Annotated in this window: 12 protein-coding genes; 6 read left to right on the forward strand and 6 right to left on the reverse strand. The window is 73.3% G+C overall.

Annotated features, from left to right (window positions below; all coding sequences use genetic code 11):
* Positions 1-24 precede the first annotated feature (24 nt).
* On the reverse strand, positions 25-1,047 hold the full coding sequence (locus tag ACIP4Z_RS22695; RefSeq protein ID WP_391045528.1) for a substrate-binding domain-containing protein: 1,023 nt from the start codon (positions 1,045-1,047) through the stop codon (positions 25-27).
* 173 nt (positions 1,048-1,220) lie between these two features.
* On the opposite strand from ACIP4Z_RS22695, the gene ACIP4Z_RS22700 reads away from it, so the two are divergent.
* The gene (locus tag ACIP4Z_RS22700; protein WP_401310814.1) at positions 1,221-3,191 is read left to right on the forward strand and encodes a discoidin domain-containing protein; all 1,971 of its coding nucleotides are present in this window, start codon (positions 1,221-1,223) and stop codon (positions 3,189-3,191) included.
* A gap of 74 nt (positions 3,192-3,265) precedes the next feature.
* On the opposite strand, the gene ACIP4Z_RS22705 is transcribed toward ACIP4Z_RS22700, so the two are convergent.
* From ACIP4Z_RS22705 to ACIP4Z_RS22720, 4 genes are all read right to left on the reverse strand, one after another.
* The gene (locus ACIP4Z_RS22705) at positions 3,266-4,555 is read right to left on the reverse strand and encodes a benzoate/H(+) symporter BenE family transporter (protein WP_401310817.1); all 1,290 of its coding nucleotides are present in this window, start codon (positions 4,553-4,555) and stop codon (positions 3,266-3,268) included.
* Positions 4,555-6,159 carry an amino acid adenylation domain-containing protein gene (locus ACIP4Z_RS22710; RefSeq protein WP_401310820.1) on the reverse strand — a complete coding sequence of 535 codons (1,605 nt, stop codon included), beginning with the start codon at positions 6,157-6,159 and terminating at the stop codon, positions 4,555-4,557. Before ACIP4Z_RS22710 ends, ACIP4Z_RS22705 begins: the two co-directional genes overlap by 1 nt.
* 236 nt (positions 6,160-6,395) lie before the next feature.
* The gene (locus ACIP4Z_RS22715; protein ID WP_401310823.1) at positions 6,396-6,899 is read right to left on the reverse strand and encodes a hypothetical protein; all 504 of its coding nucleotides are present in this window, start codon (positions 6,897-6,899) and stop codon (positions 6,396-6,398) included.
* Positions 6,896-8,899 (reverse strand): DNRLRE domain-containing protein, encoded by a 2,004-nt coding sequence (locus ACIP4Z_RS22720; RefSeq protein ID WP_391162123.1) that lies wholly within the window; start codon positions 8,897-8,899, stop codon positions 6,896-6,898. Before ACIP4Z_RS22720 ends, ACIP4Z_RS22715 begins: the two co-directional genes overlap by 4 nt.
* A gap of 450 nt (positions 8,900-9,349) precedes the next feature.
* Between ACIP4Z_RS22720 and ACIP4Z_RS22725 the strand changes: the two genes are divergently transcribed.
* The 3 genes from ACIP4Z_RS22725 to ACIP4Z_RS22735 all read left to right on the forward strand — a co-directional run bounded on the left by ACIP4Z_RS22725 (position 9,350) and on the right by ACIP4Z_RS22735 (position 13,522).
* On the forward strand, positions 9,350-10,261 hold the full coding sequence (locus ACIP4Z_RS22725) for an oxidoreductase (protein WP_401310826.1): 912 nt from the start codon (positions 9,350-9,352) through the stop codon (positions 10,259-10,261).
* Positions 10,262-10,409: 148 nt separating this feature from the next.
* Positions 10,410-10,934, forward strand: a complete 525-nt coding sequence (locus ACIP4Z_RS22730; protein ID WP_401310828.1) for a hypothetical protein — start codon at positions 10,410-10,412, stop codon at positions 10,932-10,934.
* 92 nt (positions 10,935-11,026) lie between these two features.
* The gene (locus tag ACIP4Z_RS22735) at positions 11,027-13,522 is read left to right on the forward strand and encodes a tetratricopeptide repeat protein (RefSeq protein ID WP_401310831.1); all 2,496 of its coding nucleotides are present in this window, start codon (positions 11,027-11,029) and stop codon (positions 13,520-13,522) included.
* A 113-nt stretch (positions 13,523-13,635) separates the two neighbouring features.
* On the opposite strand, the gene ACIP4Z_RS22740 is transcribed toward ACIP4Z_RS22735, so the two are convergent.
* Entirely contained in the window at positions 13,636-14,394 is a 759-nt protein-coding gene (locus ACIP4Z_RS22740) for a DeoR/GlpR family DNA-binding transcription regulator (RefSeq protein ID WP_355346062.1), read from the reverse strand.
* A gap of 234 nt (positions 14,395-14,628) precedes the next feature.
* Between ACIP4Z_RS22740 and ACIP4Z_RS22745 the strand changes: the two genes are divergently transcribed.
* Together ACIP4Z_RS22745 and ACIP4Z_RS22750 are read left to right on the forward strand one after the other, a co-directional pair.
* Positions 14,629-15,450: an endo alpha-1,4 polygalactosaminidase gene (locus ACIP4Z_RS22745; RefSeq protein ID WP_355346065.1), complete on the forward strand. Its 822-nt coding sequence runs from the start codon at positions 14,629-14,631 to the stop codon at positions 15,448-15,450.
* Between the two features lie 198 nt (positions 15,451-15,648).
* On the forward strand, positions 15,649-17,031 hold the full coding sequence (locus ACIP4Z_RS22750; protein WP_401310835.1) for an ABC transporter substrate-binding protein: 1,383 nt from the start codon (positions 15,649-15,651) through the stop codon (positions 17,029-17,031).

Here is a 17,031-nt window from a genome sequence, read left to right on the forward strand (position 1 = left end):
CCCCGGACGTCCTCCCCCCCCGTGTCAGCGGGGAGGCGCCGGGGCCGGGCCCGTCGAGCCGCGGACCACCAGGTGGGTGGCCAGTTCGACGTGGAGGGTGTCGACCGTGTGGCGGTCCAGGAGCCGCATCAGCAGGGAGACCGCCATCCGGCCCATCTCTTCGAGCGGCTGGCGGACGGTGGTGAGGCGGGGCACGGTGCTGCGGCTGAGGTCGATGTCGTCGAAGCCGGTGATGGAGAGGTCCTCGGGGACGCGCAGGCCGCGTTCGTAGGCGGCGCGCAGCGCGCCGACGGCGGCCTTGTCGTTGAACGCGACGAGTGCGGTGGGGGGTTGGGGGAGGTCGAGGAGTTCGCAGGCGGCCCCGTAGCCCCAGTCGGCGGTCGGCTCGATGCTGCGCAGGAGTTCGGGGGAGGGCAGCACCCCGGCGTCGGCGAGGGCCGAAGTGTGGCCCGCGAGACGGGACTTGCTGGCGAGCCAGTCGCCCGGTCCGCCGATGACGCCGATCCGGCGGTGGCCGAACTCCACCAGGTGCGCGGTGACGCTGCGGGCCGCGGCGAGGTTGGCGGCCGAGACCGAGGCGATGTCGCGGGGGAGCGGGGTGCGCGGGTCGACGACCACGAAGGGGAAGTCCTGGGCCCGCAGGACCTCCAACTCCCTTTCCGGCTCGGGCGGGACGATGAGGATCGCGCCCGCGATGCCCGGGTCGCCCGGCAGCCCCGGCAGCACCTGGACCTCGCGCGCCGCGTCGCCCGCGCTGAGCACCACGCGCCTGCCGTGCAGGTCCAGTGTCTCGGCGATCGAGGAGACGATCACACCGAAGTAGTCGGTGAGGACATACGGGCAGCGCACGTAGATCGCGCCGTCCGCCGCGCCGCGCCGGACGGGGGCCGGGGCCCCCAGCCGTTCGACCGCCCGGCGGACCAGCGCCTGGGTGTCGGGGGCCACGTTGGCCTGTCCTGTCATGACCCGCGACACGGTGGCGATGGAGACGCCCGCCTCCGCCGCGATGGCGCGGACCGTCACGCGGGTGCCCGGTGACCTAGCCAACTGTTACACCCGTTCGTTTCATGTGCGCAGCTTAGCGCCCCGACCCATCAGGGTCACGGCAGGATCGGTACAAGGCATTGACAGCGCACGCCGCCGACCGCTTACCTGATTTTCGCCACGGTTCCAGAAAATGTTTCATTCCGTTTCAGAGTGAGTGCTGCCCGAGGAGAACGATGAGGAGACGCGCCGTAGGTGCCGCCGCTGCCACAGCCGCCGCACTCTGCCTGGCCTGCGTACCGGCCGCCCAGACGGCCGCCGTCACCCCGACGGCCGCCACCGCGGCCTCCACCTCCCGCCCGGCGCCGCCACCCCGCGCCCAGGTGTGGCTGACCACGGCCGACGGCGAGCAGGAACTACGGCAGCAGGCGCCGGTCGACTTCGGCCGGGGACCGTCCGACCTCACCACCATCACCGTCGACCCGAACCAGAGCTACCAGAGCGTGGACGGCTTCGGCGGCGCGCTCACCGACTCCTCGGCCGCCGTCCTGAGCCGACTGCCGCGCACGACGCGGGACTCCGCGATGCGGCAGCTCTTCGACCCCGCCCGCGGCATCGGCGTCAGCTTCCTGCGCCAGCCCATCGGCTCCTCCGACTTCACGGCCGCCGCCGCCCACTACACCTACGACGACATGCCCGCGGGGCAGACCGACTTCGCGCTGCGCCACTTCAGCATCGCGCACGACCAGCGGCAGATCCTGCCGCTGCTGCGCCAGGCGAAGCGGCTCAACCCCCGGCTCACCGTCATGGCCACGCCCTGGAGCCCGCCCGCGTGGATGAAGGACGGCGACGCGCTGGTCGGCGGCCACCTCAAGGACGACCCGAAGGTCTACGACGCCTACGCCCGCTACCTGGTGAAGTTCGTCCAGGCGTACGCGGCGGCGGGCGTGCCCGTCGACTACCTGACGGTGCAGAACGAGCCGCAGAACCGTAAGCCCTCCGCGTACCCCGGCACCGACCTGCCCGTGCAGGCGCAGGTCAAGGTGATCGAGGCGCTGGGACCGCTGCTGCACCGGGCCAGCCCGCGCACCAAGATCCTCGCGTACGACCACAACTGGACCACGCACCCCGACGACATCAAGACCGCCGAGCAGATGGGCGAGGACCCGCAGACCGACTACCCGTACGAGGTGCTGGACAGCCCGGCCGCCCGGTGGATCGCGGGCACCGCCTACCACTGCTACTCGGGCGACCCCAGCGCGCAGAGCGCGCTGCGCGACGCGCACCCCGACAAGGGCATCTGGTTCACGGAGTGCTCCGGCTCGCACGGCGCGACCGACACGCCCGCGCAGATCTTCCGCGGCACGCTGACCTGGCACGCGCGCACGATCACCGTCGGCACCACGCGCAACTGGGCGAAGTCCGTCGCCGACTGGAACCTCGCGCTGGACGCCGACGGCGGCCCGCACAACGGCGGCTGCGACACCTGCACCGCCCTGCTGACCGTCCAGCCGGACGGCACGGTCACCCCCAGCGCCGAGTTCTTCACCATCGGCCACCTGTCGAAGTTCGTCCGGCCGGGCGCGGTACGGATCGGCAGCACCAACTACGGCACGACCGGCTGGAACGGCCAGCTCACCGATGTCGCCTTCCGCAACCCCGACGGCTCCACCGCGCTCGTCGTGCACAACGAGAACGACGACCCGCGCTCCTTCGCCGTCGCCGTCGGCGACCGGACCTTCGCATACTCCCTGCCCGGCGGTGCGCTGGCGACCTTCACGTGGCCCCGGTCGGCTGATCTGACCAGCCGGTCGCACGCGGTGCCGCTGAACGGCGCGAGCGCCACCTCCCAGCCCGCCGGGCAGGGCGCCCCCGACCTCGCGATCGACGCCGACGGCTCGACCCGCTGGTCCAGCGGCGCGGCCCAGACCCCCGGTCAGTACGTGCAGATCGACCTCAAGAAGCGCACCGCGTTCTCCCGCGTCGCCGTCGACAGCGGCGACAACCTCGGCGACTACGCCCGCGGCTGGCAGATCTCGACCAGCGACGACGGCGTCGCCTGGCGGACGGCCGCCGCCGGTACGGGAACCGGGCAGCTCACCGTCGCCGACCTGCCCCGTAGGACCACGGCACGCTATGTGCGCGTCACATCGACGGGCACGGCGGCCAACTGGTGGAGCCTGGCCGATCTGCGGCTCTACCGCTGAGCCGAGGCGTTCCGACCCGACGCGTCACCCCGGGACAGCCGCGACCTCCAGGAGGTCGCGGCTGCCGCCGCGTGTCACGCGTCCGCCTCCGGTACGGGACGCGCCGCCACTTCCGGCCCGGCGTCCGCCGCTGCCGCCCGCTCCGTCCGGCGCGCCCGCCACTGCCGCGTCGCGTACAGCGCGCCGCCCGCGCCCAGGCCCCAGAAGGCGCCGCTGACGCCGAAGAAGGTCACGCCCGAGACGGTGACGACGAGCGTGACGACCGCCGACTCGCGGTTGTCGGCGTCGGCCATCGCGCCGGTCAGGGAATTGCCGAGGGCGCCGAGCAGCGCGAGTCCCGCGACGGCCTCGATGACATTGGGCGGTGAGGCGTTGACGAAGGCGACCGCCGCCGCCGCGCCCAGGCCCAGCAGGATGTACGCGCCGCCGGCGACGACCGCGGCCCGGTACCGCTTGCGCGGGTCGGGCCCCGCCTCCTCGCCCGCGCACAGCGCGGCGGTGATCGCCGCCAGGTTGACCGCGTGCCCGCCGAAGGGCGCCGACAGCAGGCTGAAGACGCCGGTCCAGCCGAACAGCGGCCCCGGCTCCGGGTGGTAGCCGTTGACATTGAGCACCGCGATGCCGGGGATGTTCTGCGACGCCATCGTCACCACGTACAGCGGCAGCGCGATGCCGATCACCGCGGAGGCGGTGAAGTGCGGGGTGACCAGCACCGGGTGCGGCCACAGCGGGCCGAGCGCGGCCGTGTCGATGTGCGTGGTGGCGGCGATCAGGACGACGGCCACGACCACCGCGGCGGGCACCGCGTACAGCTTCCGGACGCTGCCGACGACCGCCCAGGCGAGGATCACACCGAGGCCCACCGCCGGGTCGGACTTGACCGCGTGCGCCGGAGCCAGGCACAGCGGCAGCAGGATGCCCGCGAGCATCGCGTTCGCCAGCGGCTTCGGGATCGCCGAGACCCACCGGCCGAGGGGCTTCCACAGCCCGGAGATCACGACGAGCACCCCCGTGAGCAGGAACGCGCCCACGGCCGCCGCGAATCCGCCGTGCGTACCCGCGGAGCCCGCCAGCAGCGCCGCGCCCGGCGTCGACCAGGCGATGCTGATCGGCAGCCGGGAGCGCAGGCTCAGGTAGATCGCGCACAGGCCCATCGCCACGCACAGCGCCATCAGGCCCGACGCGGCCTCGGCGTGCGACGCGCCGACCTTGCTGAGCCCTTCGAGCACCACCGCGAAGGAGCTGGAGAAGCCGACGAAGGCGGCGATCAGGCCCGCCGTCGAGGCCCGGAGGAGGCCGGAGCGCGCGGAGTCACGGCCGGGCTCGTCCCGGACGGGCTCCGGGGCGGTGGTGCGGACGGGCATCAGGTCTCCTCCGGGGCCGGCCGGCGCGCGTGGGCGGCGAGCAGGGCCGTGCGGTCGATCTTGCCGCTGGCGGTCAACGGCAGGGTGTCACAGAGCTGGATGCGGGCCGGGACCATGAAGCCGGGCAGCAGCGCGCGCAGATGGGCGCGGAGCGCCTGTGGGGTGCAGGCCGGGTCGTCGGTGACGACGAACGCCCACACCGGCTTCTCGCCGCGGGCGCTCGCGGTGACGAAGCTGCGCCGGACGGCCGGGTGCCGGTCCAGATGGTGGGCGATCTCGCCCAGTTCGATGCGGTAGCCGTTCACCTTCACCTGGTCGTCCCTGCGGCCGTGGAACACCGCCGCGCCGTCCGCCCGCAGATGCCCGTAGTCGCCCGTCCGGTACAGCCGTTCGCGTACGCCGTCGACCTCGCGCTCCACGAACAGCCGGGCGGTCAGCTCCGGCATCCCCAGATATCCGGGCGACAGACCGTCCCCCGCCAGCCAGATCTCGCCCGCGCGCCCCGGCTCGCACAGCTCACCGCCGTCGTCGCCGTCCGTGTCGATCACGTACAGCCGGGTGTTCTGGATCGGCCGGCCGATCGGCAGTTCCGCCGCGTCGGCGGGGAGCGCGTCGACCCGGTGGTACGTGGCGAAGGTGGTCGACTCGGTCGGTCCGTAGACGTGCACCAGGCGGCCGGGGCCGTAGCGGCGTACGGCCTGCGCCAGCCGCGGCACCGAGGCGCGCTCGCCGCCGGTCAGCACGGTGGCCACCGTGTCGAGGGCTTCGGGCGCCTTGTCCAGCACGGAGTTGAACAGCGCCGTGGTCAGGAACAGCACATTGACCCGGCTCTCGCGCAGCACCCGCCCCAGCTTCGATAGGCTCAGCCGCGCGTCGGGGTAGAGCACGCAGGTGCCGCCGGTCAGCAGCGCGCCCCAGATCTCGAAGGTCGCCGCGTCGAAGGTCACCGGCGCCAGTTGCAGCAGCCTGCCGCCCTCGCCGAGCCGGGCGTAGCGGGCGCCGGACACCAGCCGGACCACACCGCGGTGCCGGACCGGCACCCCCTTGGGGCGGCCGGTCGAACCCGAGGTGAAGTTGACGTACGCGACGGCGTCGCCCGCGACCTCGACCTCCGGGCCGCGCTCGCTCTCCGCGACACCGCCCCGCGTCACCGGGACGGTCCGGCAGCCGTCGAGCCGGTCGGCCAGCTCCGCCGGCCGGTCGGTGAGCACCCACCGGCAGTCGGCGTCCGACAGCAGCGCGCGCAGCCGCTCGTCCGGCCAGGACGCGTCGAACGGCAGGTAGCAGCCGCCGCATTTGAGGACGGCGAGCAGCGCGACGACCAGTTCGGGAGAGCGGTCGAGGCACACGCCGACGGTCGCGCCCGGCGGGAGTCCGCGCGCCAGCAGGTCACGGGCGAGGCCGTTGGCGAGGCGGTCGAGCTGCCCGTAGCCGACCGTGCGCGCGCCCTGTTCGACCGCGGGCGCTTCGGGCCGCAGCCGCGCGCGCTCCTCGAAAAGCGCGGGCACACCGCTGTCGCGCGGATAGCCGACCGCCGTGGCGTTGATCTGCCGGTGCGCGGCCAGGGCCGCCTCGGACGCGGTCACCCGGCGCAGCGCCGACACCTCCGGACGGATACGGCGTGCCGTCGGCGGTGTGCTCGACGAACCATCACGTCCCGCGCTTTCCCAGGCTCGGCGTTTGCTTGACCACCGGGCCCGCGCGCCGTGGCAGGTGACAACGGCGAAGGGGACGGCTCGGGCATCGTAATCCGCGGCCCCGAAGGAGCGCGCGCCAATTCCGATACCCGGACCGTCCCCGGCGCCGACCGGCCCGCCGCGCGGGCGGGCCGGTCGATCCGCTACCGGAGCAGGCTCTTGTACTTCGGGCAGAGATACGTGATCGCGTCCTTCGCGTCCGCGATCTCGCCGTCCGCGATGGCCTCCTTCGCCAGCTTCGGACTCGCGTCCGCGGTGTTGGCGATCCGGTCGCAGGACTCCTGGCCGGTCTGGAGAACGGCGGCCGGGTCCATGCCCTTGGGCACCTTTCCGACCAGATAGCTCTTCTGCTGGTCGGTGAACGTGCCGGTGGCCGGGGTGAGCTGGGATTCGGGCAGGGTCGACTCCTTGGCGTCGGCGCCGTTCGCACCGCCGTCGCCGCCCGGACCGGTCGAGGCCGAGGCGGACGGCTCCGCGGTGCCGTCGGGGCCGATGGCGGGCGCGGAGGAGGCCGGGCGCTCGCTGGTGGGGGCGGCGCGGTCCCGCGCCGCGTCCGCGTGTCCGCCGCCGCCGCATCCGGCCAGGACGGCCGCGGCCGTCGTCACGATGACGACGGCCGCGGCGAACCGGCCTCTGGTCGCGGTCACGGCTTCGCGAAGGTCAGGACGAGCTGCGGATGTCCCGACGTGCCGGGCGCGTCCTTCGACCAGAACCAGGCCGAGTCCGTGCCGGTGGACGTCACCGCGAGATCGTACGGACCGCCGAGCCCCGGCGTCAGCGCCGCCGCGGTGAGCGTCGCGGTGTAGTCGGTCTGGAGCGCGGTCGGCGCGGGCACCGTGCCGAGCACCGTCGGGTCGAGCGTGGGACGGGTGTTCCAGGTCACCCCGGTCTCCGTCCAGCTCCCCGTCACACGCTGCACATTGAGCGTGTCGACCGAGTTCGCGATGGCGTCGGAGCTGGTGCGCAGGGTCAGTCGCGCGCTCGTGAGCACCATGCCGCCGGGCGCGGCGGGCAGGTCGAACCGCAGATACGTGTGGTAAGCGGACGTGCCGCGCACCGCGAGCTGCTGGTCCGGGCCGTAATTCGCCGAGGGCGCGCCCGCGTTGACGTAACTGTCCGCCGTCGCGTTGAGCGTCACCGTCGAGGACGTCGGCGCGCCCGGCGTCGTGACGGCCGCCGCGGCCGACTTGGCACTGGTGTTGCCGGGCGCGTCACCCGCCGTGACCTGGTACGCGTACGTGGTGCCGGGTGAGGCGGCGGTGTCGGTGAAAGTCAGCGTCGGGCGGATCCAGAACTTGGAGTCACCGGTGACCGTGCCGACCTGCGTGCCGTCGCGGTAGATCCTGTACGTCAGCGTCGAGTCGTCGAGGTCGAGGCTGGCCTGCCAGCTCACCCGTACCCCGCCGGACACGTTCGCCGCCGTCACCTGGAGCGGTACGGACGGCGCCCGCGTGTCGGGGCCGCTCGGGAAGCGGACCAGGCCCTGCTGGAGCCGGTTGCCGTTGCTGGCGATCCGGGTGAACTCGCCGCCCACCCACAGGTAGTCCGTGCCGCCGCTGGAGGCGGTGGTGAGGGCGCGCGGGCCGATCTTCTCGGTGCCCGCCGGGCCGTCGTCGGTGTCGGGGAACCAGCCCAGCAGCGGCCTCGGGTTGTCGACGGACTCCGCGAGCAGGTGCTGCCGGTCGTTGTTGAGCTGCGGGAACTGCTGCATGCTGGAGCAGTCGTGCGCGTGCGAGCCGCTGTACAGCACGCCCTTGTAGACGGTGACGGCCTGGGTCGCGCCCAGGCAGGTGTCGCGCCAGCGCTGGTTGAGGTCGCTGAAGTTGAGCGCGATGCGGCCGTCGAAGACACCGCCGCCCGTGCCCTCGTTGGCGGTGAAGAAGCCGGTGGCGTCCCTCGTGAGGTCCTGCACGGTGGAGGTCGCCGAGATGAAGCCCGGATAGGTCTTCACATTGGCGCCGGTCGTGGCGTTGACCACGGCCAGCGCGTGCGAATTGACCCCGTTGACGGTGTTGAAGTCGCCGCCGATGACGAGCCTGGTGCCGTCCGGGCTGAGCACCATGGCCTTGCCCGCCTTGTCGGCGTTGGCCGTGAACGGCTTGAGCGCGCCCGTGGTCGTCAGCGCGGCGAAGCGCTGCCGGGGCTGCCCGGCGACGGTGAGGAAATTGCCGCCGATGTACACCGTGTCGTTCGTCGCCACGATGCTGCGGACCTGCGCCGAGACCGACACCTTGAACGTGGTCCTCACGGTGCAGGTGGCGATGTCGATCGCCGCCAGGCTGCTCGACGGAACGCCGTTCACCGAACCGAAGGTGCCCCCCGCGTACAGCGTCGACTCGTCCGGTGAGACGGCCAGCGCCCGAATCGTCGCCGTGCCAGAGCCGACCGTGAAGGACAGCTTGCAGGACGTCGGCGCGCCCGTGGCGGCGTCGAACGCCTGGAAGTTGAGCGCCTGCTGCTCGCCGGTGCCCGCGGCGGCGCCCGGCGGCCGGACGGTGGAGAAGGTGCCGCCCGCGAAGACCACACCGTGCGCCTGGGCCAGCGCCCACACGACGCCGTTGGTCTGCCAGGTCGGCAGGTCGTCCGCGGTCATCGCGACCGGCGCGGTGAGCGCGGACGCGGACTGCGCGGCGGTGAATCCGATCATCGAAGCCGCCGCCAGTGAGAAGGCAGCGGTTATTGCCCCAGCTCTTCGCATGAGCCCCCCTGAGCTCTGTGCTGTTCCCCCAGCGGTCCCAAACGGCCGCAAGATGCGACAAGGTTAACGTTTGGTCCGCTTTGGGGTCAGCCTCCCCGTAACGACTGTTGCACTCCTGTAGCCCAGCGGCCGGGGAGGGGGACACGGCGGGCACGCAGCGGCGCCGCGCCGATTCCGCTTCGGCCGGATCCGGTCCCCGCCGGGCGGTCCCGAAATGTTTCGGTGCGGTGCCAAGAACGACTATGACCCGCCATGACCTGCGGGCACAAGGCCGAGCGGCCCGCGCGGTCCCGGTCGCGACGGTGATGCGCGACACTCCCGCTGGACTCCGGATGTGGCCTGAATGTCACCTCGACGTCCCTCGGGGGCGGCTGTGGGCCGCCGTGGGACAATCCTCCGATGACTTCTGAGACGACGATCACCGCGGACGCCGCGGGCACGTGGACGCTCGGCGATCTGACCGTCAACCGGATGGGCTTCGGAGCGATGCGGCTGCCGCAGGACGGCAGGGCGTTCGCGCCCGACAGCGGCTCCAGCGACCGCGAGCGCGCGATCGGCGTGCTGCGGCGCGCGGTCGAACTCGGTGTGAACCACATCGACACCGCCGCCTTCTACTTCTCCGCCCTGCGCTCGGCCAACGAGCTGATCAACCGGGCGCTGGCGCCGTACCCCGACGACCTCGTCATCACCACCAAGGTCGGCCCGGGGCGCGACCCTTCGGGCGCCTGGCTGCCCGCCGCCATGCCCGCGCAGTTGCGCGGACAGGTCGAGGAGAATCTGCGGCAGCTCGGCCGGGACCACCTCGACGTGGTCAACTACCGCAATCAGGGCGCGGACTCCATCGCCGAGCACTTCGGCGCGCTCGCCGAACTGCGCGAGCGCGGGCTGATCCGCCACCTCGGGATCTCCAACGTCGGGCCGCGCCACCTCGCCGAGGCCCGCGCCATCGCGCCGGTGGTGTGCGTACAGAACAAGTACGCGCTCGGACTGCCCGGCGAGGACGACGACTTCCTGGACCTGTGCGGTGAACAGGGCGTCGCCTTCGTGCCGTTCTTCGCCATCGCGGGCGCGGGCCGCGAGTCGGGGGCGGGCGCCGCGGAGAGCGAGCAGGTGCTGGCCGCGGCCCGCGCCCACGGTGTGACCGCCGCCCAGATCAGGACCGCCTGGACCCTCCAGCGCGGCCCGCACGTCCTGGCCATCCCCGGCACCGGCAACCCCGACCACCTGGTGGAGAACGTGGCCGCGGGCGCGCTGCGGTTCACCGCCGACGAACTGGCCGCCCTGGACGCGCTGCACCACGGGGGCGCCTGAGGAGCCGAGGTACCCCGGCCGGGGCCGGAGTTGACGCGTGTGCACCGTGGGTCGTCTGTGGAATCGTGTGCCCGCGGTGCCAATTCGCGACGGCTTGCCGAGATCGGATGCCGGGCCGCGCGCGGCTGGCTACCGTCGGTGGAGACGAGTGAGCGCATGGGGGTACGGGGTGACGGGTGTCGAGGCCGCGGTCGGCCATGTCTGCGTGTGGCTCACGTGGCGAGCGAGCGGTGCCGAGCAGCGGCGGCACGACCTGGACGAGGTCCAGGTCGGCGAACTCGACCGGCTGTACTCGCTGGTCCGCGTGCTGCTCGGCGAGGACCCCGCGCTGCGGCTGGCCACCGAGGAGTGCGCCGCCCCTGACGGCGCGGTCACCGCGCGGACCAGGCGCCGCCTGACCGACGCGCTGGACGAGGCCGTCGAGCGGGACGCGGCGCTGGCCACGGCGCTCCGGCAGGCGGTGGACCGGCTGCGGGACCGTCCCTACGGCGGCGGACCGCCGGGCGGCCCGCCCGCCGGGACGGCGGCGGCCACCGGTGACGGGATCGCGGTCGGCGGCGACGTCGACGTACGAGCCCGGGACGGGTCCGCGGCGTCGTTACGGATGGGGGACGTACGGATGGGGGACGTACGGATGGAAAACCCTCCTCTGCCGGGTCCGCCCCAGGGCTGAGCGCACCCGGAGCCGTCCCCGCCCCTTTGTCCGCGCCGCCGTACGCACCGCCCGCGCCGCCGTACGCACCCGCGCCGGTGGCGCCGCCGCGCTTGCCGGAGCCTTCGGACACCGTCCCGACGCTGCCGATGCTGCCCGCGGCCACCCCGTCGCGGGTCCGCGCCGAGGGCCGGAGCCGCACGGAGGCCGAGGCCCGGCCCCGTACCGACGCCGAGGCCCGGTCCCAGGCGGCCCCGGTCCCTGCCCCGGTCCCTGCCCCGGCCCCTTCCGCTGTCACCGCGGCCGGCGGCGGTGTCGCGGCGGGCGTCGCGGGCGACATCCACCAGCACCACCACTGGCATGTCGTGCCGCGCTCACCGGTCAACTGGCCGGTCAGGGTCGGCGTGGTGCCCCGGTCGGCCGACTGGTTCCAGCACCGGGACGTGATCCACGCCCTGGACACCGCGCTGACCGGCCCCGGCACCGCCGTGGTCTGCCAGGTGCTCACCGGCATGGGCGGCGTCGGCAAGACGCAGCTCGCCGCCCGGCGCGCCCACCACGCCTGGCGGGCGGGCGAGGTCGACCTGCTGATGTGGGTCACGGCCTCGACCCGGCAGGCCGTCATCGACGCGTACGCCGACGCCGCCGCGCGGGTGCTGCACATCGAGCGGGACGAACCGGCGCGCGCCGCGCAGGAGTTCCTGGCCTGGCTGGAGCCCGGCCCCGCCACGGCGGCCGGACACTGCCGCTGGCTGCTGGTCCTCGACAATGTGACGGACCCCGCCGACCTCACCGGCCTGTGGCCGCCCGACCACCCCCTCGGCCGTACGGTCGTCACCACCCGCAGCCGGGACGCCGCCCTGACCGGCGCGGGCCGCCGCATGGTGACCGTCGGCCTGTTCACCCCGCGGGAGGCGACCGGCTATCTGACGGAGGCGCTCGCCGCGCGCGGCCGGGTGGAGGCGCCCGAGGAGGTCGCGCTGCTCGCCGAGGACCTGGGCAGACTGCCGCTGGCCCTGTCCCAGGCCGCCGCGTATCTCATCGACGCCGACATCGGCTGCCACGACTACCGCGCGCTGCTGGCGAACCGGGCCCGGCTGGCCGACCTCAGGCCGCCGACCCTGCCTGACGACCAGACCGCGGGCGTGGCCGCCGTCTGGTCGCTGTCGGTGGACCGCGCCGACGCCCGCGGTCCCCGGGGTCTGGCCAGGTCCCTGCTGGAGCTGGCCGCGCTGCTCGACCCGAACGGCATCCCGCAGCCGGTGCTCACCAGCGGGCCGGTCCGCGACCACCTCACCCGCGTCGTGCGCCGGGCCGCCCCCGAGCAGTGCCCGGCGCGCGGGATCACCGAGCAGCAGACCGTACGGGCCCTGCGCGATCTGCACGGGCTCAATCTGATCGACCACACTCCGAAGACCGGGCACCGGGCGGTCCGTGTCCACCAGCTCATCCAGCGGGCCGTCCGGGACACGCTCGGCGAGGCGGACCACGACGCGCTGGCCCGTACCGCGGCCGACGCACTGACCGCGGTCTGGCCGGAGGTCGAGCGCGACACCGACCTCGCGCAGGCGCTGCGCGCCAACACCACGGCGCTGACCGGCAAGGCGGAGAGCGCCCTGCACCGCCCGCACGCGCACGCGCTGCTCTACCGGGTCGGCGAGAGCCTGGGCGTCGCGGGCCAGGTGGCCGCCGCGGCCGGGCACTTCAGGCTGCTGGCCAGGACCACCCACCAGCACCTGGGCCCCGACCACCCCGACACCCTCGCCGCCCGGCACGACCTGGCGTACTGGCGGGGCGCGGCGGGCGACGCGCAGGGCGCGATCAGCGCCTTCCGCGAACTGTTCGCGGACCGGCTGCGGGTGCTCGGCCCCGACCACCCGCACACGCTCACCACCCGCGGCAACATCGCCTACTGGAGCGGCGAGGCGGAGTACGCGCAGGACGCGGAGGACGCCGCCACCGCGCTGGAGGAGCTGCTGGCGGACCGGCTGCGGGTGCTGGGCCCCGATCATCCGGACACGCTCAGCACGCGGCACAACATGGCCCGGCTGCGCGGTCGCGCGGGGGAGACGGCCGAAGCGGCCGAGGGGCTACGGGAGTTGCTGGTCGACATGGTGCGGGTGCTGGGCCAGGACCACCCCGACACCCTGACCACCCGGCACGACCTGGCCTACTGGCAGGGGCGCGCGGGGGACGCCGAGGGCGCGGCGCGCGCCTTCGAGGAGCTGCTGGCCGACGCGGCGCGGGTGCTGGGCCCGGACCATCCGGACACGCTCACCACCCGGCACAACATCGCGCGGCTGCGCGGCCGGGCCGGGGACGTCAGCGGCGCGGCGCGCGCCTTCGAGGAACTGCTGGCGGACCGGCTCCGCGTGCTGGGCCCGGACCATCCGCACACGCTCACCACTCGGCACAATGTCGCGCGGCTGCGGGGGCGGGCGGGGGACGCGGCAGGCGCGGCGCGCGCCTTCGAGGAGCTGCTGGTCGACATGGAGCGGGTGCTCGGTCCCGAGCACGGCGACACGGTCATCACCCGGCACAACATCGCCTACTGGCGTGAGGAGTCGGAGGTGCTGACCCTGCGCGTCAGGCGCGCCCCGGCGCCGTGAACGACGGTCGTCGCGCCCGGCTCCCTGAACAGCGGTCGGCGCTTCCCGGCGCCGTGCACAGCGGTCGCAGCGCCCCCGCACAGCACGCGGCCGACCGTGGTGAGGGAAAGCGCTCAGCCGACCGTCACCCGTACGCCCGCGCCCGCGATACGGGCCAGCTCGGCGTCCGGCGCCGCCCCGTCGGTCACCAGGTCATGGATCTCGGCGAGCGGGCAGATCTTGGCGAGCGTGGCCCGGCCGATCTTCGTGTGGTCGGCGACCACGACCGTACGGTCGCTGTTGTCGGCGAAGGCGCGGTCGGTGCCGCCCTCCAACTGGTCGTGCGTGGTGCAGCCGTGGGCCGCGCTGATGCCGTCGACGCCGAGGAAGGCGATGTCGGTGTGGTAGCTGGCCAGGGTCTTCTCGGCGATCGGGCCCACCAGCTCATAACTGGCGTTCCTGGCGTTGCCGCCGATCACGACGAGCGTCACGTGCTTGTGCAGAACCAACTCGGCCGCGATGTTCACGGCGTTGGTGACGACGGTGAGCGGTCCGCGGGCGGCCAGCAGCCGGGCCACCTCCGTCACCGTACTGCCGCCGTTCATGCCGACCACCGCGCCGTCCGGCACCAGGGCCGCCGCCGCCCTCGCGATGGCCTGCTTCTCCGGTCGGCTGCGGCCCGCGCGGTGCTGGAGCGGGACCTCCAGGTCGACCGGGCCGACCGCCGCCCCGCCGTGGGTGCGGCGCAGCAGGTGGAGTTCGCTCAGGTGCTGGAGGTCGCGGCGGACGGTGGCCGTGGAGACGCCGAGCAGTCGGGACAGCTCGTGGACGTCGATGCCGCCCCTGGCGGAGACATGCTCAAGTATGCGCGCATGACGCTCAGTTCTCAGCATGCGTGCAGCATAATGCGCACTCCGATGCGTAAGTGAGCATGATTTGCGCAGAAGAGGGCGGTTGACATGACGAATTCTGCGCGGTTAACTCCTGGCGAACGTCGGAGTTGAGCACCGACCTCAGAGGTACGCCTAGCCGGTGGGCGGCCGTGCGCCGCAAGCCCGGACAAAGTCGCCAGGATCGCTGTCAGCGTCCGAGGCGGGGACGTACCCCCCATCATCAGGAGCTCGATGATGCGCATGAATCGTGTCCGGTCCCGTCGGAGTCTGGCCGCCCTCGCGGCCGTCGCCGCAGTCGTGGCTGTCCCCTCACTCGCTCCCGATTCCGCAGGGGCCGCGCCCCAGTCCGTCTCCCCGCCTCCGGCGCACGCCGGATTCGACTACCAGATCGGGGGCCCCTACACCCCGCCCGCCGGTGTCTCCGTGGTCAGCCGCGACTACACCGCTCCGGCCGCCGCCGGGGTCTACAACATCTGTTACGTCAACGCCTTCCAGGCCCAGGAGGGCGCCGAGGGCCAGTGGGACGCCGACCTGCTGCTGCGGGACTCCAAGGGCGCCGTCGTCAAGGACAAGGACTGGAACGAGGCGATCCTCGACATCCGCACCGCCGACAAGCGGCAGCGGATCGCCGCCAAGGTCAACGGCTGGGTCGACCAGTGCGCGGCCAAGGGCTTCCAGGGCGTCGAACCCGACAACTTCGACACCTACGACCGCTTCTCCGGCTACCTGACCAAGGCCGAGGCCGAGTCGTACATCAAGCTCCTCTCCGCCCACGCGCACTCCAAGAACATGGCGATCGCGCAGAAGAACACCCCGCAACTGTCCGGCGACCGGGTCGCCAACGGCCTGGACTTCGCCGTCGCCGAGGAATGCGCCACGTACAACGAGTGCGGCGACTACACCTCCGGCTTCGGCAACAACGTGATCGTCATCGAGTACACCGCCAAGGGCCTCCAGAAGGCGTGCTCGGGTTACGGCACGAAGCTCAGCGTCGTCCGCCGCGATGTGGACGTCGTACCGCTGGGCACCAGCGGATACGTCCGCCAGACCTGCTGACCCGCTGAACCCGCCGACCGGCTGTTCCGCCCGCCCGGCCGACCACGCCGGCCGTCGGGACCGCCGACCGGCCGCGGCCGGCCCGGTGCGCCGCCCCCGTCGGCGCACCGGGCCCCCGCCGCCCGGCACGGGCAACGGCCCTGCCCCCCAGCCGCCGCCCGGCACCCGCACTCGCACTTCCGCCTTCTGGAGGCACCGATGACCGCAGGCCCCGTCCTGCCCCGCAGCCCGCTCCCCGGCGACCCGCCGCCCGCCGGGCACCCGCGCCGGGACACCGGACTCTCCCGCCGTGACGTCCTGCGCCGCGGCACAGGACTGCTCTCCGGCGCCGCCGCGGGCGCGCTGCTCGCGGGCTGCGGCACCGGCGAGAGCGACGGCGTGGGCGCGGACGGCCGGGTCACCGTCGAGCTGTGGCACGGCCAGACCGACACCGGCCGCGCCGCGATCCAGCAACTGGTGGCCGAGTTCAACCGCACCCACCCGAAGATCAGGGTCGACCCCGGCGGCGGCGTCCTGTCCGACGCCATGCTCCAGAAGGTCACCGCCGCGCTCGCCTCCGGCTCGTACCCCGACATCGCCTACATCTTCGGCTCGGACCTGGCCAGCATCGCCCGCAGCCCCAAGGTCGTGGACCTCACGGCGACGATGGCCCACGGCCCCACCCCCTGGAACGACTTCTGGACCCCGGCCCGCGAGGCCGTCACCGTCAACAAGCGGGTACGCGCCGCGCCCGCGCTCATCGACTCGCTCGCCGTCGTCTGCAACAAGAAGCTCTTCGCCCGCGCCGGAGTGCCGCTGCCCGAGCCCGGCTGGACCTGGGACGAGTTCACGGCCACCGCGAAGAAGCTCACCAGCCACGCCGACGGCACCTTCGGCACCGGCTGGCCGGGCGTCGGCGACGAGGACACCGTCTGGCGGATCTGGCCGATGATCTGGGACCTCGGCGGCGAGGTCATCTCCGCCGACGGCCACGGCATCGGCTTCGAGGACACCGGCGTCCGCGCCCTGGAGACCATCGCCACCCTCGCCTCCGACAAGAGCGTCTACATCGACCCCAAGCCCGGCAGCGAGCAGATGTACCAGGTCTTCCTCTCCGGCCGGATGGGCATGGTCCCCACCGGCCCCTGGCAACTGCCCGACGTCATCCAGGCCAAGATCGACTACCACGTCGTCCCGCTGCCCAGCTACAGCGGGAAAGAGGTCACCATCTCCGGGCCCGACACCTGGACGGTCTTCGACAACGGCTCGGCGCGCGTCGCCGCCGCCCGCACCTTCGTCGAGTGGCTGATCCAGCCGCCGCAGGACGTGCGGTGGGACATCCAGGCCGGCAGCCTCCCGCTCAGCCGCAGCACCCAGGCGCTGCCCGCGTGGCAGGACCGCAGCTCCCGCACGGAGGGTCTGTCGGTCTTCACCAAGGCCCTGGAGACCGCGCGGGTACGCCCCGCCCACCCCGCCTACCCGCAGATCTCCGAGGCGCTCGGCCAGGCGATCACCGCGGTGCTGCTCGGCCGCAGCACCCCCGCCAAGGCACTGCGCGACTGTGCGCACGAAGCCAACGCCGCACTGCTCATCCCGCGTTGA

The sequence above is a fragment of the Streptomyces sp. NPDC088910 genome, assembly GCF_044749865.1.
Taxonomy (GTDB): Bacteria; Actinomycetota; Actinomycetes; order Streptomycetales; family Streptomycetaceae; genus Actinacidiphila.